Annotated in this window: 22 protein-coding genes; 13 read left to right on the top strand and 9 right to left on the bottom strand. The window is 67.2% G+C overall.

Annotated elements, in window-relative coordinates:
* Nucleotides 1-90: 90 nt before the first annotated feature.
* From HNO88_RS14320 to HNO88_RS14310, 3 genes are all read right to left on the bottom strand, one after another.
* Nucleotides 91-1,428 carry a putative bifunctional diguanylate cyclase/phosphodiesterase gene (locus HNO88_RS14320; protein WP_184246742.1) on the bottom strand — a complete coding sequence of 446 codons (1,338 nt, stop codon included), beginning with the start codon at nt 1,426-1,428 and terminating at the stop codon, nt 91-93.
* 73 nt (nt 1,429-1,501) lie between these two features.
* Nucleotides 1,502-5,590 carry a beta strand repeat-containing protein gene (locus HNO88_RS14315; RefSeq protein ID WP_184246739.1) on the bottom strand — a complete coding sequence of 1,363 codons (4,089 nt, stop codon included), beginning with the start codon at nt 5,588-5,590 and terminating at the stop codon, nt 1,502-1,504.
* Nucleotides 5,591-5,887: 297 nt separating this feature from the next.
* Nucleotides 5,888-6,637 (bottom strand): hypothetical protein, encoded by a 750-nt coding sequence (locus tag HNO88_RS14310; protein ID WP_184246735.1) that lies wholly within the window; start codon nt 6,635-6,637, stop codon nt 5,888-5,890.
* A gap of 64 nt (nt 6,638-6,701) precedes the next feature.
* Between HNO88_RS14310 and HNO88_RS14305 the strand changes: the two genes are divergently transcribed.
* Genes HNO88_RS14305 through HNO88_RS14295 form a run of 3 tightly spaced genes read left to right on the top strand, consistent with a single transcriptional unit; the run spans nt 6,702 to nt 9,903 of the window.
* The gene (locus tag HNO88_RS14305; RefSeq protein WP_184246732.1) at nt 6,702-7,334 is read left to right on the top strand and encodes a response regulator transcription factor; all 633 of its coding nucleotides are present in this window, start codon (nt 6,702-6,704) and stop codon (nt 7,332-7,334) included.
* Nucleotides 7,331-9,517, top strand: coding sequence for an ATP-binding protein (locus HNO88_RS14300; protein WP_184246729.1), 2,187 nt, complete (start codon nt 7,331-7,333; stop codon nt 9,515-9,517). Before HNO88_RS14305 ends, HNO88_RS14300 begins: the two co-directional genes overlap by 4 nt.
* Nucleotides 9,514-9,903, top strand: coding sequence for a response regulator (locus tag HNO88_RS14295; RefSeq protein ID WP_184246727.1), 390 nt, complete (start codon nt 9,514-9,516; stop codon nt 9,901-9,903). Before HNO88_RS14300 ends, HNO88_RS14295 begins: the two co-directional genes overlap by 4 nt.
* 137 nt (nt 9,904-10,040) lie before the next feature.
* Here the strand turns inward: HNO88_RS14295 and HNO88_RS14290 are convergent, their stop codons facing one another.
* The 3 genes from HNO88_RS14290 to HNO88_RS14280 form a co-directional block, all read right to left on the bottom strand.
* The gene (locus HNO88_RS14290) at nt 10,041-10,277 is read right to left on the bottom strand and encodes a hypothetical protein (RefSeq protein ID WP_246381792.1); all 237 of its coding nucleotides are present in this window, start codon (nt 10,275-10,277) and stop codon (nt 10,041-10,043) included.
* A gap of 230 nt (nt 10,278-10,507) precedes the next feature.
* The gene (dapD, locus tag HNO88_RS14285) at nt 10,508-11,344 is read right to left on the bottom strand and encodes a 2,3,4,5-tetrahydropyridine-2,6-dicarboxylate N-succinyltransferase (protein WP_184246724.1); all 837 of its coding nucleotides are present in this window, start codon (nt 11,342-11,344) and stop codon (nt 10,508-10,510) included.
* A 139-nt stretch (nt 11,345-11,483) separates the two neighbouring features.
* Nucleotides 11,484-12,044, bottom strand: a complete 561-nt coding sequence (locus HNO88_RS14280) for a DUF4272 domain-containing protein (RefSeq protein WP_184246721.1) — start codon at nt 12,042-12,044, stop codon at nt 11,484-11,486.
* A gap of 159 nt (nt 12,045-12,203) precedes the next feature.
* On the opposite strand from HNO88_RS14280, the gene HNO88_RS14275 reads away from it, so the two are divergent.
* Complete coding sequence (locus HNO88_RS14275; protein WP_184246718.1) at nt 12,204-12,662, top strand: hypothetical protein; 459 nt, start codon at nt 12,204-12,206, stop codon at nt 12,660-12,662.
* A gap of 199 nt (nt 12,663-12,861) precedes the next feature.
* Here HNO88_RS14275 and gmk read toward each other — a convergent pair whose 3' ends face one another.
* The 3 genes from gmk to HNO88_RS14260 all read right to left on the bottom strand — a co-directional run bounded on the left by gmk (nt 12,862) and on the right by HNO88_RS14260 (nt 14,601).
* Entirely contained in the window at nt 12,862-13,536 is a 675-nt protein-coding gene (gene gmk, locus HNO88_RS14270; protein WP_246381787.1) for a guanylate kinase, read from the bottom strand.
* Between the two features lie 84 nt (nt 13,537-13,620).
* On the bottom strand, nt 13,621-14,073 hold the full coding sequence (locus tag HNO88_RS14265; RefSeq protein WP_184246716.1) for a hypothetical protein: 453 nt from the start codon (nt 14,071-14,073) through the stop codon (nt 13,621-13,623).
* A gap of 27 nt (nt 14,074-14,100) precedes the next feature.
* Nucleotides 14,101-14,601: an SspB family protein gene (locus tag HNO88_RS14260; RefSeq protein WP_184246713.1), complete on the bottom strand. Its 501-nt coding sequence runs from the start codon at nt 14,599-14,601 to the stop codon at nt 14,101-14,103.
* Nucleotides 14,602-14,762: 161 nt separating this feature from the next.
* Here HNO88_RS14260 and hisB point away from each other — a divergent pair, with 161 nt between their 5' ends.
* The 9 genes from hisB to tolQ all read left to right on the top strand — a co-directional run bounded on the left by hisB (nt 14,763) and on the right by tolQ (nt 20,260).
* Nucleotides 14,763-15,356 carry an imidazoleglycerol-phosphate dehydratase HisB gene (hisB, locus tag HNO88_RS14255; protein ID WP_184246710.1) on the top strand — a complete coding sequence of 198 codons (594 nt, stop codon included), beginning with the start codon at nt 14,763-14,765 and terminating at the stop codon, nt 15,354-15,356.
* Nucleotides 15,349-15,978, top strand: coding sequence for an imidazole glycerol phosphate synthase subunit HisH (gene hisH, locus HNO88_RS14250; RefSeq protein ID WP_312857081.1), 630 nt, complete (start codon nt 15,349-15,351; stop codon nt 15,976-15,978). Before hisB ends, hisH begins: the two co-directional genes overlap by 8 nt.
* Nucleotides 15,979-16,126: 148 nt before the next feature.
* Nucleotides 16,127-16,855, top strand: coding sequence for a 1-(5-phosphoribosyl)-5-[(5-phosphoribosylamino)methylideneamino]imidazole-4-carboxamide isomerase (gene hisA, locus HNO88_RS14245; RefSeq protein ID WP_184246704.1), 729 nt, complete (start codon nt 16,127-16,129; stop codon nt 16,853-16,855).
* A 142-nt stretch (nt 16,856-16,997) separates the two neighbouring features.
* On the top strand, nt 16,998-17,759 hold the full coding sequence (gene hisF, locus HNO88_RS14240) for an imidazole glycerol phosphate synthase subunit HisF (protein ID WP_184246701.1): 762 nt from the start codon (nt 16,998-17,000) through the stop codon (nt 17,757-17,759).
* A 134-nt stretch (nt 17,760-17,893) separates the two neighbouring features.
* Nucleotides 17,894-18,082, top strand: coding sequence for a PEP-CTERM sorting domain-containing protein (locus HNO88_RS14235; protein WP_184246697.1), 189 nt, complete (start codon nt 17,894-17,896; stop codon nt 18,080-18,082).
* Nucleotides 18,083-18,134: 52 nt separating this feature from the next.
* Nucleotides 18,135-18,458 carry a phosphoribosyl-ATP diphosphatase gene (locus tag HNO88_RS14230; RefSeq protein ID WP_184246695.1) on the top strand — a complete coding sequence of 108 codons (324 nt, stop codon included), beginning with the start codon at nt 18,135-18,137 and terminating at the stop codon, nt 18,456-18,458.
* A 27-nt stretch (nt 18,459-18,485) separates the two neighbouring features.
* Complete coding sequence (locus HNO88_RS14225) at nt 18,486-18,863, top strand: histidine triad nucleotide-binding protein (RefSeq protein WP_184246692.1); 378 nt, start codon at nt 18,486-18,488, stop codon at nt 18,861-18,863.
* 228 nt (nt 18,864-19,091) lie between these two features.
* A complete protein-coding gene (locus HNO88_RS14220) occupies nt 19,092-19,553 on the top strand; it encodes a YbgC/FadM family acyl-CoA thioesterase (protein ID WP_184246689.1) in 462 nt (153 codons plus the stop codon).
* Entirely contained in the window at nt 19,550-20,260 is a 711-nt protein-coding gene (gene tolQ, locus HNO88_RS14215) for a protein TolQ (RefSeq protein WP_184246687.1), read from the top strand. Before HNO88_RS14220 ends, tolQ begins: the two co-directional genes overlap by 4 nt.

Genomic DNA, 20,260 nt, shown 5'->3' with positions numbered 1-20,260 from the left:
CTTGCCGGCAAGATCCGGCGGTGCCGAGATTCCCCTCCACCATCCTGCGGATGGTCCCCCTCCCCGTGCCGGGGAGGACAGTGTCCTCCTTTACCCCGCGCGCCTCATTGCCGCGCAGACCGGCCACAGCTGCTCGGGGGGCATCGGCTTGCCGAAGAGGTAGCCCTGGCCCTCGTTGCAGCCGAACGCTTGCAGCACGTCGCGCTGTTCGGCGGTTTCGATGCCTTCCGCCAGGATCGACAGGTCAATGCGCCGCCCCAACTCGATCAGGGTCGAGATGATCGCCACGCTCTTGCCGTTCGACAGCATGTCGGCGACGAAGCTGCGGTCGATCTTCAGGCGGTTCACATCCAGCGCGCTGATCGCAGTGAGCGAGGCGAAGCCGGTGCCGAAATCGTCGAGCGCCACCGACACGCCCAGCCGCCGCAGCGACTTCACCGTGCGCGCGGCGCTGTCGATGTCGTCGAGGGCATGGCGTTCGGGGATCTCAATCTCCAGGGCCTCGGGTGCAAGGCCGTGTTCGCCCAGCACGCGCTCGACATCCGCGACCAGCCGGTCGCCGAGCCGGTCGGGGAAGATGTTGATCGCCACCCGCACGCCCGGCTTCGGGCCGTTCCAGGCGGCAGCCTGCGAGGCGGCGGTTTCCAGCACCCAGGTGTCGACGCGGCGGGCCTGCGACATCTGCTCCAGCCGCGCGAGGAAGTCGCCGGGCGCCAGCAGGCCCTGCGTCGGATGATGCCAGCGCATCAGCGCCTCGGCGCCGACGACGCGCCCGCTCGCGAGGTCCACCTGCGGCTGGTAGAACAGTTCGAACTGGCCCTCCTGCTCGGCGCGCTCCAAATCCTGGCGCAGCCGGGCGCGGCGGATGGCGCGGGCCTGCACGTCCGAGCGATAGGTGGCGAAGCTGCTGGTCTGCTTGCTGCGCAGTTCGATCACTGCCAGTTCGGCGCGGGCGAGCAGCGTCTCGAACGTGGTGCCATGGTCTGGCGCGATGGCGAGCCCGGCGCGCATGTCGAGCGGGACCGGAATGCCGGCACCGGCGAAGATCAGCAGCGGCCCGGTCGCCACTGCCTCGGCAAGGCGCTCGCCGTGGACGATACCGTCGAGATGGGGGAAGATCAGCGCCAGCGTGCCGCGGCCGACGCGGGCGATGCGCGTGTCCGGGGGCGGCCCGACGCCGAGCGCGATCATCGCCCGGTGGCCCGCCGCGTCGCCGCGCTCGCTCACCAGCGCGTCGAGCTGTTCGCTCAGGCCCCAGACTTCGAGCAGCAGCAGCCCCAGCCGCTCGCCTGCGGGCAGTTCGCGCAAGGCCTGCTCGACCGCCTGGGCACAGGCGCGCATATCGAGCCAGGTGCCGACAGATGCCGTGAACGGGCGCTGCCCGATGCTGGGCTCGCTCTGGTGATCTGCCCTGGGGGACCACTTCATGTCCACGTGCGAAACCTTTCCGTGACAAGAAAAAGGGGAGGGCGGCCGGGCCGTCCTCCCCTGAAGGCGCGGTTCAGAACCGCAAGGACAGCCCCGCTCGGGCGCCGCCACCCTTGTACGAGCTGCTGAAGTCGCCCTGTGCCTCGATGAATCCGCTGACGCGCTCGCCCTGGTCGATGGCGATGCCGATCTTGGCCTGGCCGTAGTCGGGCACCGCGGGCAGGCGGTAGGCGAAGCTGAAGCCGCCTCCTGCGTCGGTACTGGCAAGCGTCATCCGGTCACGTCCCTTGAACTCGTGCACATAGGCGCCCGAAGCGTAGACGCGGATCTTGCTCGGCCCGTCGGAGACGAGCGCATCGACCCGCGCCCCCGCCTTGCCGCGCAGGCCCTTGGCGGTGTCGAAGTCCGCCGTGGCGACGCCGAGGTCGAGGCCCTTCCAATCGAGGTCCGAGTAGTCGAGCGAGGCGAAAGGCGAGACCGTGAAGCGGTCCGACCCGAATGCGCCGGAGACCTTCACGTAGCCGCCGAAGCCGTCGGCCTTGCTTTTGTCACCCAGCCCGGCGAGCACGTCCCGGTAGCGCGCCCTGACGTTCTCGTACTTGGCGAGACCTTCGATCCGCAGCGGGCCGACAGCGGCGCGACCATAGAGGCCGACGTTGAAGCTGTCGTACCGCACTCGGCCGGCGCCCGCCGTGATGTTGAGCTGGCTGCTGGCGTAGCCGCCAGTCACGCCGGCTACCGTTCCCGTCTCGGTCCCGAGCAGGTCGACACCGGCCTGGACGCCGAAGAAGTCCTGCTTGCTGTCGAGCGAGTAGCCGACCGGCTGGCCGAAGGCCGTGGTGGCGTAGCTCTGCCGGCGCTTGTCGACCAGGCCATAGGCATCCATCCAGAACGCCTTGCCGGTGCGCACCCCGTCGAGGTGGGCGGCGACCGCGTCGCTCGACCGATAGGTGATCTGGCGGGCGCCATCGACCAGCAGCAGCGGCGAGACTGCCGACTGGTTGGGCAGGCCGAAGACCGCGAAGTCGTTGGTGCCCGCGTTGTAGACCAGCGAGTAGTCGACGATGCCCACCGTGCCGCCGTTGCCCAGGGTGAAGGCGTTAGCCCCGGTTCCGGCGCCCGCATCGACCACGACCGCGCCGTTGACGAAGCCGCCGTTGAGGCCGTTGACCAGCACCGCGGTCGAGCCCGTCGCCGCGCCGCCGACGACGAGGCGATCGGCGGTGATGGCGCCGACATCGACGCCCAGCGTGCTTGCGCCCGAGCCGGTGAAGGCGCCCGGCACGGTCAGGCTGTCACCCACCCGGCCGTTGCGCATGTCGATCAGGCCGGAGTTGTTGAGCGTCTCCAGCCCGGTGAAAGCCACCGCCGCCGGAGCAGCCGGGGCACCCGGGTTGATGACGATCGAGCCCGAGTTGTTCAGCACGTCGGTGCCGCCGCCGAAGCTGCTGTTGCCGACCGGGCGGAAGCTGCCGGCATTGTTGAACACGTCGTTGGCATCGGTCAGGTCGACGCGTCCGACGACTTCACCGGTGGCCTGGTTGGTGACGGTGGTGGCTGCGCCGTTGACCTGCACCGCCAGGCCGTTGCCCGCCTGGACCAGGTCGCCGATGGTGATCGTCGAGCCGGTGCCCGAAGTCACGTCGATGCCGCCGGTCGCACCCTGGACGGGGGCGCCGTCGAGGGTGGTGACGGTGACGCCGCAAGCGCTGGCGACTTCGATGCCGGTGCCGTTGCGCGAGTTGATCGGGCCGGTGGCCGTTACGTTTACCTGCGTGCAGCCGGTATCGATGTCGATGCCGTCATCGTTGGAGTTGATCGGTCCGGTGATCACGGTGACGGTGTCGCCGCCCGTGCCGCCGCCCGGACCCCCGGTGCCTCCACCAGGTCCGCCTGTGCCGCCGCCGGGTGCGCCCGGACCGCTACCCGGATCGGTGATGACGACGCCTCCGGAGCCGGGGCCGCCGGTGTCGATCGGGCCGGTGTTGACAGTGGTCACGCAGTCGGTGCGACCCAGCGCCAGGCACGCGGAGGGATCGATGGTGACGGTCACGCCATCGGAGTTGCCGCCGCCCGTGGTGATCGGCCCGGTGGTGATCGTGGTTGGACCAGTGACGCCGACGGTCACGCCCGGAGAGTCGACCCCGCCGGTGTTGACCGGACCGGTGACGATGTTGGCGGTGCACAGCGCCGCGCCGACCGCCAGGCAGGCGGCAGGATCGGTGGTGACCGTCAGGCCGGGCGACTGCCCGCCGATCGTCGTGATCGGCCCCGTGGTCACCGTCGTCGGACCACCGGCAAGGATGCCGATGCCCGGCGAGCCATTGCCACTGGTCGCGACTGAGCCGGTGTTGACCGTGGTCGAGCAGGCGCCGGTGCCGATGATGGCGCAGGCCTCCGGGTCGGTCTCGACCACCAGGCCGGGCGCGTTGTTGCCCAGCGTGGTGATGCTGCCGGTGTCGAGCCGGACCGGACCCGCCGCCGCGACGCCGATGCCGGTCGAGCCGTCACCCCCGGTGCGCACCGGACCCAGCAGACCGGTGGTGCCGCAGCTGGCGGCGCCGGCGATCACGCAGGCGGTCGGATCGGTGACGAGCGTGATGCCGTCCGCATCGGTGCCTAGTGTCGAGACGGGGCCGGTCGTCACTGTCAGCGGGCCGCTTGCCAGCACGCCAAGGCCCGGCGAGCCATCGCCGCTGGTGGTGATCGAGCCGGCGGTGATGTCGGTGGTGCATTCCCCTGCGCCGAGGATGGCGCAGACGGTCGGGTCGGTGGCGATGCCGATCGCGGGCGAGTTGACGCCGTTGGTGGTGACGCTGCCGAGGTCGAGGGAGATCGGACCGACCGCGGCGATGCCGATGCCGGGCGAGTTGGCGCCGCCGGTGGTCACTTGCGTGGCATTGAGGTCTACGCCGCACGATCCCACGCCCAGTGTCGCGCAAGCCTGCGGATCGGCGTTGAGCACGATGCCGGGTGCATCGTCGCCCTCTGTGATGATCGAGCCGAGATCGGCGGTGATCAGCGCCGGCACGTCGACAGCCACGCCGCCCGACCGATCGCCGGTCGTGAGCAGGTTGCCGAGATTGACGCCGGTGTTGCACGCGCCCGAGCCGAGCAGGACGCAGGCGGTGGGATCGCCGACGATGGAGATGCCCGGCGAGTCCGCGCCATCGGTTTCCAGCAGGTCGACATTGGCGGTCGTCGGGCCGACGATGGTCGCCAGGATGCCGGGCGATCGATCGCCCAGCGTCAGCAGGTTGCCGACGGTGAAGTCGGTACCGCAGGCACCGGCGCCGATCACGAGGCAGGCGCCCGGTGCGGTGGTGAGATCGATGCCGGCCGCGTCGTTGCCGTTCGTCTGCAGCAGGTCAATTTCGAGCGAGGTCGCGGCCGCCGCGTTGACCAGGGCGCCGATGCTGCCGGGGCCTTGCGTCGTCAGCGTGCCGACCACGCCGTTGATGTCGCAGCTTCCCGCACCCAGTGCCGCGCAGGCCGTGGGATCGGTCGAGAGGTTGAGCCCGAGCGCCTGGCCGCCTTCGGTCCGCAGCACGCCCAAATCGAGGTCGATCGCACCCACTGCATTCAGGATCGCGCCGTCGGCCAGCGCGCCTTGCGTCTCGACCAGATCGACATCGAGCGCGATCGGGCCATCGAGCGTGACGAGTTCCAGCCCGTCCGCATCGGCGCCAAGGGTCTCTACCGCATCGGCGGTGAGATCGAGCGAGGCGGACAGGACGTTGATGCCGTCCGCGCCGTCGGCCGACGTGGTCACTGGGCCGAGCACGTCGAGCGTCACGCCGGCGCCAGCGCGCAGCAGCGCGGCAGTCGCGTTGGCGCCGCTGGTTGTGAGGCTCTGGACCGTCGCGTTGATGGCATCGTCGCTGGTCAACGACAGCGCGGGTGCGTTGGGAGCGCTGGACAGAACGTCGGTACTGGCAACGAGATCTACGGCCCCCGTCGCGTCGGCGACCACTGAGCCGAGCAAGTCGGCGGTGCCATCCACCGTTACGTTGAGCGCGCCGGTCACCGGAACCAGCGGCGAGATCAGCGTATCGGTAGTGACATCACAGGTAGTCGCACCCAGTAGAGTGCTGCAGATATTCTGTGCCTGTGCTTGCGATGAAAAAGTTGCCGTGCCGATTGCTGCAAGACAAGCGGTCATTGCGACTCTGCTTGCCGTGCCCTTTAAAGTTTTGGGCATGTCGTTGTCCTCTCTGCCCCCTCCGCACGACCATGCTTGGCTTCAAAGTTTAAGAGAAACCTAAGCCCGCGGGCTAACGCGAAATTAACCAACGCAAAAAATGGCGGGAACTAACAGGCGGTTACGGCATTGGAGCAGCACCTTTTGCAGCCACGCACCGGCGTTCAGCCGGGCGTTTGCTGCACGCAGCATCCTCGTGGCTTCATACATGTTACTTAGAGTGGATTTCCCGCGCTGCCGCTGTTCGTCTTCGCGGGCCTAGAGCCCGCGTGCGATCGCGGCCAGCGTGAGTCGCGTGGTGCGGCGCGCCTCGGTCAGTACCGTCTTCTCACCCAGAGACAGGTCCAGCCAGGCCGCGTGCGCCTGGGCAAAGCCCAGTGTGCCGCACAGCCCTGCCAGCCGATGCGCTTCGGCCTTGTCGAACGTGCCACGCTCGAGTTGGGCAAGCGCGGCTTCGAGCCGGAGCGCCAGCCGCTGCATCATGCCGGCGATCGGACCTGAACCGAACATGGCCACGATGCGGCGAGTCGGTTCAAGCGAGACCGGTCGCCAGTCCTCGAGTGCACGCACGATGGCGTTGCCGCTCGGGCAGCTTGGCAACAGGCCATCCACTCTGCTCGATTTCGGATCAGTCTGTCGTTCGCTCTGCACGGCAAGTGCAAGGATCGGAGCGGCATGGCTGGGACCGGTGACCCCGCGCAGGGTGCCGGCGGCGATCTCGCCATCGTCCGGTGAGTCGGCCAGATCGACGATCAGCACCGCCACCGTCTCCGCAGCGGCGATCTTCCGCGCCTCCGCGGCGTCGGTCGCCCGATCGACCCGCCATCCCGCGGCCTGCAGTTCTTCGCGCAACTGCGCGGTTCGGGACAGGTCGCGCGCTACCAGGAGGACAAAAGGCGCGTCTTGAATCGACAGACCGTGGTTTTGCATTGTTGGCGAGCCCTGCGGCGTGTCGCTTATCTGCACGCCTCTGGAAGCAATAACGCTGTACAGAAGAACCAGAAACACGAACTCATCCCTGAATGAAGCTGCACTCAGAGCGCAACGGCGCCGTGGGGTCGGAAAACAGGGAATGGACACGCGCAGGATTCTGATCGCGGACGATCATCCGCTCGCACGTGAGGGACTGGCCCTTGCGGTGCGTCACGCGATACCCGGCGCCGTGATCAGCGGCGTCGGTACGATCGCGCAGGCCGAAGCGCTCGTGGCGCGAGGGCGCCGATTCGATCTGGCGCTGCTGGACCTGATGCTGCCCGACACGCATGGCTTCTCCGGCTTGCTGCAACTGCAGTTCGCTCTGCCGCAAGTGCCGGTGGTGATCGTCACCGCACGCGAGGAGCCGGCGCTTGCCAGGACCGCGCGAGAGCTTGGCGCCGCGGGGTTCCTGCGCAAGTCCGCGCCGCTCGACAACCTGGCCGAAGCCTTGCGCGGGATCGTCGCGGGCAAGCCGGTCTTTTCCGCGGGGCGAATTTGCGGCGACGCCGGCCTCGTGCGTGAGCGCATGGCGAAGCTATCGCCTGCGCGTCGCCGGGTCCTGTTCGCGCTGGCGGACGGGCGCGCCAACAAGCAGATCGCGCAAGACCTCGACGTAAGCGAGGCGACGGTGAAGGCGCACCTGACCGCGATCTTCCGCCTGCTCGGCGTTCACAACCGCATGCAGGCCATGCTCGCCCTGCAGCCGCTGCTGGGGGAGACCGCGCAATGACCGCGCCCACCGCCCCGACCGACGCTGCGCCCGCTTTTGCCCACCCCGCGCACCCGCCCCTGATGCCCGGCTACCTGGTTCTTGCCGTGCTCGTGCCCGCTATCCTGATTGCGTTCGGCTTCTGGCTTGATGGCGAATATGGCCGCATGCGGCAAACCGGTGATCTGGTTACGCAGGTCTCGGGCAGGCACGTGCGCGCGCTCAGGCTGGTGGGGAGCCTGCGCAAGGCCGAAACCGCGCAGCGCGGCTTCGTCATCACCCGCGATCCCTCCTTCCTCCAGAAGTACGAGCCGGCGCGGGCAGAGATCCTCGGCGAACTCGACGGGTTGCAGCGCTCGGCCGGGACTTCCGAGTATCGCACGCGCATGGCGGAGATGCGGCGGCTGATCACTGCCAAGTTCGCCGAGATGGACGAGGTGCTGAGCCTCTTGCGTCGGCGCGGGCAAGCCAGCGCGCAAGCGCGCGTGTCCGGCGGCCAAGGTCAGGTCCTGATGAACCGGATCGAGGCGCAGCTGGAAGCGCTGATCGCGGAGGATGTGCGGCAGCTCGATCTGGGCCGCGCCGCTTACTGGGATCGTACGTACCGCTCGCGCAGCATCGTCTGGCTGCTGATCGCGATGATCAGTGCCACGATGCTGGGCAGCATGCTGGCGATGTGGAAAACGCGCCGGGAACGCTGGAGCGTCATGGTCGCCGAAGCGGATGCCTCGGCGCGCAACCGGGCGATCCTGAACAGCACCAGCGATGCGATCGTCATCCTCAATCCCAGCGGTACGATCGAGAACGTCAATGCGGCGGCTCGCTCGGTCCTCGGATACGAGCCTGCCGAACTCAGGCGCCGCGACGTCTCCGTGGTGCTCGACATCGCCGACGGTGACGGCAGCTTCCACGAGCGCATCGGCCTGTCCGGAGGCAAGCTGCAGCGCACGCTGTTCCTCGATCGCCATGCCCGCACGCGCGACGGCCGGGTGGTGCCGGTCGACGTCGCGCTCGGGCTGATGCCGGTGCCCGACGGATTGCACATCGTCGCATCCATCCGCGACATCTCGCACCGCCGCGAGATCGAGCGGATCAAGGATGACTTCATCGCCACCGTCAGCCATGAACTGCGCACGCCGCTGACGTCCGTGGTCGGCTCGCTGGGCTTGTTGCGTGGCGGCGCGGCGGGTGACTTGCCCGAGGCGGCGCAGCAGCTTGTCGAGATCGCGGAGAACAATGCGCGACGGCTCATCCGCCTTACCAACGATATTCTCGATCTGGAGAAGTTCGGCAGCGGCCGCATGGCGCTCGAGATGCAGCCTACGGACCTCATTGCGGTGATCCACCAAGCGGTTATCGAATGCGAGGTTACCGCTGCCGCCAAGAACGTGACCTTGCGCACCGAGTTCGGAGAGGACAGTTGCGCCGTCGAGGCGGACCGCCAGCGGCTGCTGCAGGTCGCCGCCAACTTGCTGTCTAACGCCGTCCGCCACACGCCCGAGCACTCGACGGTGACCGTGCGCCTCAGTCTGGAAGAGGACCGGGCGCTGGTCCAGGTCTGCGACGAGGGGCCGGGCGTGCCCGCGTCCTATCGCGAGCACATCTTCGACCGCTTCGTGCAGGCGCCGACCTCCGGCTCGGTCGGTGGCACCGGGCTGGGCCTGGCGATCGCCCGCGAGATCATCCATCGCCATGGCGGCACGATCTGGGTCGAGAACGCGCCCGGCGGCGGCGCCTGCTTCGGCTTCGCGCTCCCATGTGTCCAAGCCGAAACCACGCCGTGCACACCCCAAGAGGAGAGCGTGGCGACGCCCGCGCCGCTGGGCAGTCCCACCGCGCACTGCCCGACCGTGCTGCAGATCGACGACGACGAGGACCTGGTGAAAGTGGTTGCCGCCTCGCTGTCTGGCGAAGCGCGGGTGATCCGCGCCAATGGCCTGGTTTCCGCGCGCGCGATTCTCGAAGTCGAGCTGCCCGATCTGGTGATCCTCGACATCGGCCTGCCCGATGGCTCCGGGCTGGATATCCTGCCCTTGCTGGTCAAGGCGGATGGTACGCCGCTGCCGACGATCGTGTTCTCGGCGCAGGACTTTCCGCTCGATGCAGGCGGGCCGGTCGATGCGGTGCTGGTGAAGTCCCGCAGCACGCTGCCGACACTACGGGCCACGGTCCAGCGCATTCTCAGGGAGCGGGAGAGACCATGAGCACCGATCTGCGCATCCTCTATGTCGATGACGACGACGACATACGTACCATCGCGAGCATGGCGCTGCGCATCGATGGGGGGATCGAAGTGCGCGCGGTATCCTCGGGGCAGGAGGCGCTCGACTTGCTCTCGCGCGAGGCGTGGCGGCCGGACGTGATCGTGCTCGACGTGATGATGCCGGGGATGGACGGCTTCGCGCTGCACGCCGCCTTGCGTCGGCGCGAAGACCTGGCGGGCGCCAAGACGATCTTCATGACGGCTCGCGCCTCGCGCGCGGGGCTGGAGGAGTATGTCGCCACAGGCGCCGACGGCGTTATCCTGAAGCCGTTCGATCCGCTGAACCTGGCGAGGGAAGTGCGCGCCGTGGTGTCGCGACCGGGCTGACCGGTTCTCGTCCGGCTATGGATCAGGCGCAGGCAGGAGAGGGCGGGATGAGCGCAACCCTCTCCAGCTTCAGCCAAGTCGCTTCCTCCCCGTGTCTTCGCGTCCTTTCCCCGGTCGGAGGGAGGACTACGCGAAGCTTACTGCTGCGGCCCGGATTGCTGCGTCGTTGCCTGCTGTTCCGCCTTGGCGCGGGCGGAATCATCGGTGCCGTTGTTGGTCTGGTTGGACGTCATCGTGCCGGTCAGGACGATGATGGTAAACGCGATCACGACCAGCGCAAGGCTGATTGCCAGGATATAGCGCACCACGTTGTTCTTGCTGCCGGCGCGGGCCTCTACACTGTCGACGTGAACTTCGCCGTTGCGAACTTCCATGGCATGTCTCCTCGATGCGATGCCGCCGACGGCGGAACTTGCATCGGGGGAACGCATGGGGTGGGCGGCCGTTCCTCGCGCTGGCGTGAAGGTCTGATCAACTGACGTGGATGCGGCACGGGCGCGCATGCCATTTGACCTCCCACCAAGGTATACGCGATAGGCGGTCAGATAGCGGAGCGGGCCGGTGCCGCACCCGATCCGGTATTGCCGGATCGACGCGTTGGAGGTCAGTCGCGCAGGAGTTCGTTGATGCCGGTCTTGGAGCGGGTCTGCGCGTCCACCGTCTTGACGATCACGGCGCAGTAGAGCGACGGGCCTGGCGTGCCGTCCGGCAGCGGCTTGCCGGGCAGCGAGCCGGGCACGACCACCGAATAGGGCGGGACGCGGCCGATGTGCACTTCGCCGGTGGCGCGGTCGACGATCTTGGTCGAGGCGCCGAGGAACACGCCCATCGAGAGCACCGCGCCGGTGCCGACCACGACGCCTTCGGCCACTTCCGAGCGTGCGCCGATGAAGCAATTGTCCTCGATCACCACCGGCCCGGCCTGCAACGGCTCGAGCACGCCGCCGATGCCGACGCCGCCCGAGATGTGCACGTTCCTGCCGATCTGCGCGCACGAACCGACCGTCGCCCAGGTATCGATCATGGTGCCCTCGTCGATGTAGGCGCCCAGGTTGACGAAGCTGGGCATCAGCACCACGCCCTTGGAGATATAGGCGCTGCGGCGAACCACGGCGCCCGGCACCACGCGCACACCGGCCTCCTTGAACCGGTTCTCGCCCCAGCCTGCGAACTTCAGCGGCACCTTGTCGAACGCCGGAGCACCGGCGGCGCCATATTCCACGGGCACGTTGTCGGAGAGGCGGAACGAGAGCAGCACCGCCTTCTTCAGCCACTGGTTGACCTTCCAGCCACCCTGGCCATCCGGCTCCGCCACACGTGCCGCGCCGCTGTCGAGCAGCCCCAGTGCCTCGTCCACGAGCTTGCGCACATCCTCGCTCGCAGGCGTGACGGTGTCGCGCCCGTCAAAGGCGGCTTCGATGGCGGCGGCGAGATCGGACATGAGAGCGGCTCCGGGAGAAATGATGCGGTGGAGCGCCTATCGCCTGCGGGGCTGGGGGACAAGGCTGGTGTGGTGGGGCGGCGGGGTTCGAGGTTATGCCCACGCAATTGCACTGGCTGCTTACGCCCAGTTGCGGACATTATGTGTCGGTGGTTACCTCATCCCAAGGCAGCCCATCGTAGCCAATAACCCAGTTGATGGCATGATGTCGTTCCTGAATGATCCCCAAGTCGACGTTGCGTGGCGGACGATCATGTATCCTCGCGTCTCGCGCCTCCCAGTGAAGGTTGAGAATTTGATCCACCATAGCGATCAACTCTTCCCCACTTCGCAGTTTGGCAGACTTGATGAAGTCCCTTTCGTTCACTTCAGCATATGGTGGTAAGATGTCCTGCAACAGGGAAGTATCGCATCGCTCGTCAGCGGGTGGCATCGATGCAAGGTCGAGTGCCCAAAGCAAGGCTATCAGACGCTCGGAATACCAACTCGCGTTTGTGATTTGACGCTCGGAAGGCTCTGGGTCTTCGATGAACTGAGCCTCCATGGGTGAAAGCTCTTCAAACAGGTCGTTTTCACGCAGCCATGGGATGATTTCTTCTCGGTCCGCTCCCAATCCCACCGCAACTACAGCAAAGAGAGTAAGCGCACGAGGCGCGACCTCAACCGGTGAACGTATTTGATCGGGCGTAGCAATTTCCATGGCTGCTTCTTACGATGCAATCGACCCGACGCAATGTCCGCTTCCCACCACTTTCCGTCGAAAGCCGTTCGGCAGCACGCGCCCACTAGCGGTCACTGCACGAATTTGCTCACGACGCCTTGGCGGCGCTGATTAGATATCGGTAGGACGAGTGCATCGATGATCATGCGACGACAAGGTAACGCCAGTTCATGGCTCCGATGGCTGGCGTTAGGAACGGCACTGGGCGTGCTGTCTTGGCTGGTGCCTAAATTTATCCTCAAGGCTGAAGATCCAGAAGTATTCTACGTATTGGTCCATAGCAGTGGTACAGGGTCAAGTTCGTCCCTCGATCACGGCGTCAAAGACCCCGATCCTCATTCAAGAAGCCTTTCGGATTACCCCGTACAGGTCGCCGTCCGTTGCAAAATCAAGAAATGGACCATCAGCACGAACGAGGTCGCAGTTATGGATGCGGACTCTTCTGCTTGGCTTCGGATGGGCGAAGATCAGGTTGATGACCGAGCTTTCAACTGCCTCGCAGAGAAGGTCGTGCCACCTTATGTCCGCCTGCTACGCGGTTCCGAAGCGGCACTCCGAGCGCAGAAGAATTTCGGAGACTGGCAAAACGATCGCTAAGTCATGACCGCTTCCCACCAGTATCAGTCGTCGCCCCGGACTTGATCCGGGGCCCCGCTGCCTTTGCGGCGTGGAAGAGAGAAGCGGGATCCCGGGTCAAGCCCGGGATGACGAGGGCAGGTGGGGTGGGGCAGAGCCTGAAGGTGCCACGCCGAGACGCGCGCAGTCGGGCAGATCTGCAAACGTGTACCTGCCAGCCCTAGCTATCCGGCGCGGTCAGTTCCCGCACGAACGGGATCAGCCCCGTCTGCCGCATGCGGCGCATCCGTTCGGACGCCAGGATCTGCGACACCTTGGCGAAGCAGATGTCGATATCATCGTTGACGATCACGTAGTCGTAGCCGTCCCAATGGCTGATCTCGGCCTTGGCGCGCTCCATGCGTGAGGCGATGACTTCGGCGCTGTCGGTGCCGCGCGCGTTCAGGCGGCGGCGCAATTCGTCGATGCTGGGCGGCAGCAGGAACACCCGCACGACATCGCTCTGCATCTTCTGGTAGAGCTGCTGGGTGCCCTGCCAGTCGATGTCGAACAGGTAGTCGTTGCCCTCGCGCAGGCCTGCCTTCACCTCGGCCTTGGGCGTGCCGTAGCTGTGACCGAAGACGTGCGCCCACTCCAGGAACTCGCCGTCTTCCACCATGCGCTCGAACCCGGCGTGGTCGGTAAAGTGGTAGTCGCGCCCGTCCACTTCGCCCGGCCGCGGCGAACGGGTGGTGACCGAGACCGACATGCGCAACCGCTCGTCGCGCTGCAGCAGCATGCGCGAGACGGTGGTCTTGCCCGCACCAGAGGGCGAGGACAGGATGAACATCAGCCCGCGGCGGTGCAGCGCGTCGGAATCGGGTATGGTCGGAGCGACGACTTCGGGATTGGTCATGCCCGCTGATGGCGGCGAGCGCGCGTCAAATCAAGATGGGGTCCGACCGCAAGTGGACGATCCGGGCCTGTCGGCCGCGGCACGTCAGGCCTTGTCGGAGCCGTCCTTGGCCATCTCGTGCAGCTTGGCCTCGCCATCGCCAAGCGACTGCCGGCCCTTGGCGCGATCGTAGAGTGTCTTGGCCACTAGCCCTCCACCCACCAGGATAGCCCCGGGCACCGACCGGACCGCCATGCGAGCCAGCACCGAGTGCAGCGCCGATTCGGTCAGCGAGCGGCCACGCAGGATCGCGGCGGCCTTGCGGGTGGGGTACTTGGCTCCGAGCAGCTGGCGCTCGACGGCGCGGCGCGCGATCATTGTGCCCGTGCGCAGCGCGACGTCGGCCAGCAGCAGGTTGGTCGCCGGGTTCGGGCTGGGGCCGTGGAGCTCTTCGGGATTGCCGGGCAGAGCCTGCTTGACCGCATCCTTGGTCGAGCCGCTGCCGCGACCGCTGGAGGTCAGGCGCGCCAGCCGCTTGCCCAGTGTGCTCTTCGCCATGGTTTCCCGATCCCGGGCCGCGCCCGCCTACTTCTTCTTGCCGAAGTCGACCGAAACCACGTTCGAGCCGTCCTCGCTCGGAGTAATGCGCGGGGCCCCATCGCGTTCCGCGCCGTCGTTGTCGGGGTCGTGCTCCTCCTCGTCCTCGGGCGCGACCATGGCCTGGAACTGGAGGCCGAAGTCGACGGCCGGGTCGACGAAGGCGGTGATGGCGGAGAAGGGAATGTGCAGCTTGGCCGGGATCTGGTTAAAGCTGAGGCCGACGCCGAAGTAGTCCTCACCGACGACCAGGTCCCAGAACTTGTTCTGCAGGACGATCGTCATCTCGTCGGGGAAGCGCGCCTTCAACTCAGGGGGCACCGAGACGCCGGGCGCCGCAGTCTTGAAGGTGATGTAGAAGTGGTGGTTGCCCGGCAGCGTGCCGCCCCCGGCCACCACTTGGCCGAGCACGCGGCCGACGACGGCGCGCAGCGCCTCCTGCACGATCTCGTCGTAGGGAATGAGGCTGTCCGGCGGCGTGTCTGTCATGCGGCCTAACTGCGCATCGAGTCGGGGCCGGTCAACCCGCCATGATCGCCATTTTCATCGCCGACACACGATTTGGCCGTTCTGTGCGCAACTTCGCCACAGATGCGGGCTGTCGCATGCCGAACGATTGATTCTGCGCGGGGGCCGCCTATAGGCCGCGCATGCGCACCGCCCGGATCGCCCGCAAGACGCACGAAACCGACATTGCCGTCGAGGTGAACCTCGATGGCACCGGCGCCTATGAGGTGTCGACCGGGATCGGCTTCCTCGACCACATGATCGAGCAGTTCTCCCGCCATTCGCTGATCGACATCCGGTGCCGCGTCGTCGGCGACCTGCACGTCGACCAGCACCACACGTGCGAGGACAGCGCCATCGCCATCGGCCAGGCGATTGCCGAGGCGCTGGGCGACAAGCGCGGGATCGGCCGCTACGGCTCCGCCTACTCGCCGATGGACGAGACGTTGGCGCGCGTGGCGCTCGACATCTCGGGCCGTCCCTACTTCGTGTGGAAGGCGGGGTTCACGCAGGAGAAGCTGGGCGAGCTCGACACCGAGCTGGTCGAGCACTGGTTCCACTCGATCGGCCAGGCAGTGGGCATCACCCTGCACATCGAGCTGCTCTACGGCACCAACAACCACCACATCTGCGAGGCGATCTTCAAGGGGTTCGCCCGGGCGATGCGCGCCGCGGTCGAGCTGGATGCGCGCAAGGGCGATGCGGTGCCCTCCACCAAGGGCCAGCTGGGTGGCTGAAGTCCTGGCTCTGATCGACTACGGAGCCGGCAACCTCCACTCGGTCGCCAATGCGCTGAAGGCGGCGGGCGCGGACGGCGTGCACATCACCGCCAACGCCGACGTGGTGCGCGCGGCGGACCGGATCGTGCTGCCGGGCGTCGGCTCGTTCAAGGCCTGCGCCGAGGGCCTGCACGCGATCCCGCACCTGGTCGAGGCGATGACCGAGCGGGTTCACGTTGGCGGCGCCCCGTTCCTGGGCATCTGCGTGGGCATGCAACTGCTGGCGACGCGCGGGCTGGAGCATGGCGTGACGCCGGGGCTCGACTGGATCGCGGGTGAAGTGCGGCTGATCGAGCGGACCGACCCTGCCATCAAGGTGCCGCACATGGGCTGGAACGACGTCTCGCTCGGCCGCCACGATCGCAGTAGTGGGCTGATCGAGGCGGGCGAGGCGTATTTCCTGCACTCCTATCACTTCGCGCCGGAGGACGGCGCGACAGTCGCGGCGATGACCGATCACGGCGGCGGCCTCGTGGCTGCCGTCGCGCGGGACAACGTCGTGGGCGTGCAGTTCCATCCGGAGAAGAGCCAGGCTTACGGCCTCGCGCTGCTGGAGCGGTTTCTGGAGTGGAAGCCGTGACGGCACAGGTTGCGAACAAACACCCCGTCGCCCCCGCGCAGGCGGGGACCCCGCTTGTTGTCTCAACGCTCGTCGCCAGGCGCAAGGAAGCGGGGCCCCCGCCTTCGCGGGGGCGACGAGTTAGTGATTGTACCGGAAGGTTTGTGGCATGATCGTCTTTCCCGCCATCGACCTCAAGCAGGGCCAGGTCGTCCGCCTGGCCGAAGGCGACATGGCGCGCGCGACCGTCTATGGTGACGATCCCGCGGCGCAGGCCACGCTCTTTGCGCAGGCCGGCTCGCAGTTCCTGCACGTGGTCGACCTCGACGGTTCGTTCGCCGGCTCGGCGCAGAACCGCGAGGCTGTCGAAGGCATCCTCAGGGCGTTCCCCGGCCATGTGCAACTGGGCGGCGGTATCCGCACGCCCGATGCGGTCGCCGGCTGGTTCGACCTGGGCGTCAGCCGCGTGGTCATGGGCACCGCCGCGCTCAAGGATCCGCAGTTCGTCAAGGACATGGCGCGCGAGTACCCCGGCGGCATCGTCGTCGCGGTGGACGCGCGCGACGGCATGGTCGCGACCGAGGGCTGGGCGGAAGTGTCCGACGTGTCGATCGTCGACATGGCGCGCCGCTTCGAGGACGCCGGCGTCGCCAGCCTGCTGTTCACCGACATCGGCCGCGACGGCTTGCTCAAGGGCTGCAACATCGAGGCGACCGTCGACCTTGCGCGCCAGACCGATCTGCCGGTGATCGCCAGCGGCGGCGTGAAGGGCCTCGACGACATCCGCATGCTGGCGCTGCATGCGCGCGACGGCATCGAGGGTGTGATCACCGGGCGGGCGCTGTATGACGGTCGGCTGGACCTGGCCGCAGCGATTGCGATGGCGGAGGCGGCGTGATTTCCCCCTCCACCATCCGCTTCGCGGACGGTCCCCCTCCCCGAGCAAGCTCGGGGAGGACCTTAGATCGCCTTCAGATCCTCCCCGAGCTTGTCTCGGGGAGGGGCACCGCTCGCGTAGCGAGTGGTGGAGGGGACGACGCATGACCGTGCGCATCCGCGTCATTCCCTGCCTCGACGTCGCCGATGGCCGCGTGGTCAAGGGCGTGAACTTCGTCGAACTGCGCGATGCCGGCGATCCGGTCGAGCAGGCGCGGGCCTATGACGCAGCGGGCGCGGACGAACTGTGTTTTCTCGACATCTCGGCCAGCCACGAAGGTCGCGGCACGTTGCTCGACATCGTTCGGCGCACGGCGGAAGTGTGCTTCATGCCGCTGACCGTGGGCGGCGGGGTGCGCACGGCAGAGGATGCGCGCGCGCTGCTGCTGGCCGGCGCCGACAAGGTCGCGGTCAACTCCGCCGCGGTGGCGCGCCCGGAGGTGGTGTCCGACATCGCCGCGCGCTTCGGCAGCCAGTGCATCGTCGCCTCGGTAGACGCCCGCAAGGTTGGGGAAGGCCGCTGGGAGATCTTCACCCACGGCGGCCGCCGCGCGACCGGCATCGATGCGCTGGAGCATGCGGCCCGGCTCGCGAGCCTGGGCGCCGGTGAACTGCTGGTGACCTCGATGGATGGCGACGGCACGCAGGCTGGTTACGATCTGGCACTCACCCGCGCGATCGCCGATGCCGTGGGCGTGCCGGTCATCGCCAGCGGCGGCGTGGGCAATCTCGACCACCTTGTCGAGGGCGTCACCAAGGGCCATGCGAGCGCCGTCCTCGCCGCATCGATCTTCCACTTCGGCAAGCACTCGATCGCTGAGGCGCATGGCGCCCTGCGCGCGGCGGGGCTGCCTGCCCGCGGCTGAGAGTCGGCAGGCTTTACAATCCCGAGTTTGCCGCGTCTCGTATTAACCACTAAGGACCTTGCTCTTAGGCGTGTTTGCGTAGGTGGCACAGGAGTTGCGTTTACGACGGCACGAAGCATGTAAAAGGTCCTGTCGTGCCGCGAACCCGCAATCTGCCGACGATCCTCACCGCCGTGGTCCTTGCCGTCGCGTGCGCCATGCCCGCGCTCGCCGCATCGGGCAGTGTCGCCTTGCCTGAGCCCAGTGCACTGCTCCTGCTCGGCCTTGGCGTCGCGGGCGTCGCCATCGGGCGTCGCTTCTCGACCAAGCGCCCGCGCGACTGATCGGCAGACCCCCGCTTGACCCATTGGGCCGCGCGCCGCATGAGGCGCGGCGATGGCCCAGACCGATACTCTCGCCCGCCTCGAAGCGACCGTGCTGTCGCGCCGCGATGCCGATCCCGCCAGCAGCTATGTCGCCAAGTTGAACGCCCGCGGCCTCAACAAGATCGCGCAGAAGCTGGGCGAGGAGGCGACCGAGACGGTCATCGCCGCACTGGCGGAGGATCGCTCGGCTCTGGTGGGCGAAGCGGCGGACCTGCTGTTCCACCTCGTCATCCTGCTATCCGCGCGCGATGTGCCGCTCGCCGAGGTCCTGGCCGAACTCGACCGCCGCGAAGGCATGTCCGGGATCGCCGAGAAAGCCTCGCGCCCGTCCTGACCTTGGCGTCCTGAAGGAGCTTGCCCCATGCCGATCGACCCCAAGCTGCCCTACGACGAGCAGAACATCTTCGCGAAGATCCTGCGCGGCGAGCTGCCGTGCAACAAGGTCTACGAGGACGAGCATGCCCTGGCGTTTCACGACATCCGCCCGCAGGCGCCGGTCCACGTGCTGGTGATCCCCAAGGCGGCGTATGTCTCGTGGGACGACTTCACCGCCAGGGCCAGCGACGGCGAGATCGCCGGATTCATGCGCGCGGTCGGCGCGGTGACGCGGCAACTGGAGCTGGACACGCCCGGCTATCGCCTGATGGTCAACATGGGCGGGCATGGGCACCAGGAAGTGCCGCACCTGCACGTGCACATCTTCGGTGGGCGGCAGTTCTTCCACATGATCTGCGATTGAAGGCAGTGTCGTCCCGGGCTCGACCCGGGACCGCCTCTGCCAGTGACGAACTGCGCTGCACATCCCCGCAAGCTCGCGACATGCCGAAAACGGTCCCGGATCAAGTCCGGGACGACGCATTCCTCGCCGTTTAACCACCGTTCAGGAAGGGCTGACTAGCGCTTGTACGCCATGAAGTGCGCAGCGCGGCTTTGCACCGGCGCGGGGGATGGTTAAGGACTCGCGCGAATGACGGCCTTTCCCTCTCCTTATAGTGGCATGCTGGATGGCCCGGTCCATCGCTACGCCTTGCGCGTCTACTACGAGGATACCGACGCGGGCGGGGTGGTCTATCACGCCAACTATCTGCGCTGGTTCGAGCGGGCGCGCTCGGACCTGCTTGACCTGCTCGGCATCGACCAGGCCCAGGCGCTGGACGCGGGCGAGGGGCTCTATACCGTCGCCGAAGTCTCGCTTCGCTATCTGCTGCCCGCGCGGCTGGGCGATGCCATCCACATCGAAACCCGCGCCGATCAGGTCGGGCGTGCCAGTTGCACCTTGCGCCAGAGCGCCTGGCGAGGCGATACCAGGCTGACCGAGGCCACGGTGCGCGTCGGCTTCATCGGCCCTGACGGGCGCCCGCGGCGCCAACCGGAAGCATGGCAGCGTGCCTTCGCTTCGTTCGTTTCAATTCCGGAAGGACAAGAATGACGTTCGATCTGCTCATGGCCGCCGCCGAGGCCGCAGCCGGTGCGCCGACCCGGCTCAACCCCGTCAAGTTGTTCCTCGATGCCGACATCGTCGTGCAGGTCGTCATGGTCGGGCTGATCCTGGCGAGCGTGTGGACCTGGACGATCATCGTCTCGTTCCTGCTGCGCATGGGCCGGGTCAATCGCCAGTGCGACGGCTACGAGCGCGACTTCTGGGAAGCCGAGAACTTCGACGCGTTCCAGCGTGAGCGCCGCCGCGGCGAAGTGCCGATCGGCAAGGTCGCGGGTGCGGGTCTTGCCGAGTACAAGCGCAATGCCGCCGGGCACGTCGATCCCGAAGGCGCCCGCCAGCGCGTGGCGTTGGCGATGAACTCGTCCGTGGGCGAGGAATCGGACAAGCTGTCCAACCGGCTGAACTTCCTGGCCACTGTCGGCTCGGTCGCGCCGTTCGTCGGCCTGTTCGGGACGGTGTGGGGCATCATGAACAGCTTCTTCCAGATCGGCCAGCAGCAGAACTCTTCGCTGGCCGTCGTCGCCCCCGGCATCTCGGAGGCGCTGTTCGCCACTGCGATCGGCCTTTTCGCCGCGATCCCTGCGGTCATCGCCTACAACCGCTTCTCGCACCGCGTGAACGGGTTCGAGGCGCGGCTGCAGCGCTTCGCCGACAAGCTCCACGCCGCGCTGACGCTGCAGCTGGAGCAGCGCTGA

Origin of the sequence: Novosphingobium chloroacetimidivorans (assembly GCF_014204535.1) — a bacterium.
Classification (GTDB): Bacteria; Pseudomonadota; Alphaproteobacteria; order Sphingomonadales; family Sphingomonadaceae; genus Novosphingobium; species Novosphingobium chloroacetimidivorans.
The sequence above is the reverse complement of the archived record's forward strand: the minus strand, read 5'-3'. Positions and strand labels throughout refer to the sequence as shown.

Bases quoted from the DNA above. Each gene is read 5' to 3' on its own strand.
- gmk (WP_246381787.1), bottom strand. From the start codon at position 13,536: ATGACCAATCCCGAAGTCGTCGCTCCGACCATACCCGATTCCGACGCG.
- HNO88_RS14220 (WP_184246689.1), top strand. From the start codon at position 19,092: ATGACGGCCTTTCCCTCTCCTTATAGTGGCATGCTGGATGGCCCGGTC.
- tolQ (WP_184246687.1), top strand. From the start codon at position 19,550: ATGACGTTCGATCTGCTCATGGCCGCCGCCGAGGCCGCAGCCGGTGCG.
- HNO88_RS14300 (WP_184246729.1), top strand. From the start codon at position 7,331: ATGACCGCGCCCACCGCCCCGACCGACGCTGCGCCCGCTTTTGCCCAC.
- HNO88_RS14280 (WP_184246721.1), bottom strand. From the start codon at position 12,044: ATGGAAATTGCTACGCCCGATCAAATACGTTCACCGGTTGAGGTCGCG.
- HNO88_RS14225 (WP_184246692.1), top strand. From the start codon at position 18,486: ATGCCGATCGACCCCAAGCTGCCCTACGACGAGCAGAACATCTTCGCG.
- HNO88_RS14260 (WP_184246713.1), bottom strand. From the start codon at position 14,601: ATGACAGACACGCCGCCGGACAGCCTCATTCCCTACGACGAGATCGTG.
- HNO88_RS14265 (WP_184246716.1), bottom strand. From the start codon at position 14,073: ATGGCGAAGAGCACACTGGGCAAGCGGCTGGCGCGCCTGACCTCCAGC.
- hisF (WP_184246701.1), top strand. From the start codon at position 16,998: ATGACCGTGCGCATCCGCGTCATTCCCTGCCTCGACGTCGCCGATGGC.
- HNO88_RS14305 (WP_184246732.1), top strand. From the start codon at position 6,702: ATGGACACGCGCAGGATTCTGATCGCGGACGATCATCCGCTCGCACGT.
- HNO88_RS14290 (WP_246381792.1), bottom strand. From the start codon at position 10,277: ATGGAAGTTCGCAACGGCGAAGTTCACGTCGACAGTGTAGAGGCCCGC.
- HNO88_RS14230 (WP_184246695.1), top strand. From the start codon at position 18,135: ATGGCCCAGACCGATACTCTCGCCCGCCTCGAAGCGACCGTGCTGTCG.
- dapD (WP_184246724.1), bottom strand. From the start codon at position 11,344: ATGTCCGATCTCGCCGCCGCCATCGAAGCCGCCTTTGACGGGCGCGAC.
- HNO88_RS14295 (WP_184246727.1), top strand. From the start codon at position 9,514: ATGAGCACCGATCTGCGCATCCTCTATGTCGATGACGACGACGACATA.
- HNO88_RS14315 (WP_184246739.1), bottom strand. From the start codon at position 5,590: ATGACCGCTTGTCTTGCAGCAATCGGCACGGCAACTTTTTCATCGCAA.
- hisA (WP_184246704.1), top strand. From the start codon at position 16,127: ATGATCGTCTTTCCCGCCATCGACCTCAAGCAGGGCCAGGTCGTCCGC.
- HNO88_RS14320 (WP_184246742.1), bottom strand. From the start codon at position 1,428: ATGAAGTGGTCCCCCAGGGCAGATCACCAGAGCGAGCCCAGCATCGGG.
- hisB (WP_184246710.1), top strand. From the start codon at position 14,763: ATGCGCACCGCCCGGATCGCCCGCAAGACGCACGAAACCGACATTGCC.
- HNO88_RS14275 (WP_184246718.1), top strand. From the start codon at position 12,204: ATGATCATGCGACGACAAGGTAACGCCAGTTCATGGCTCCGATGGCTG.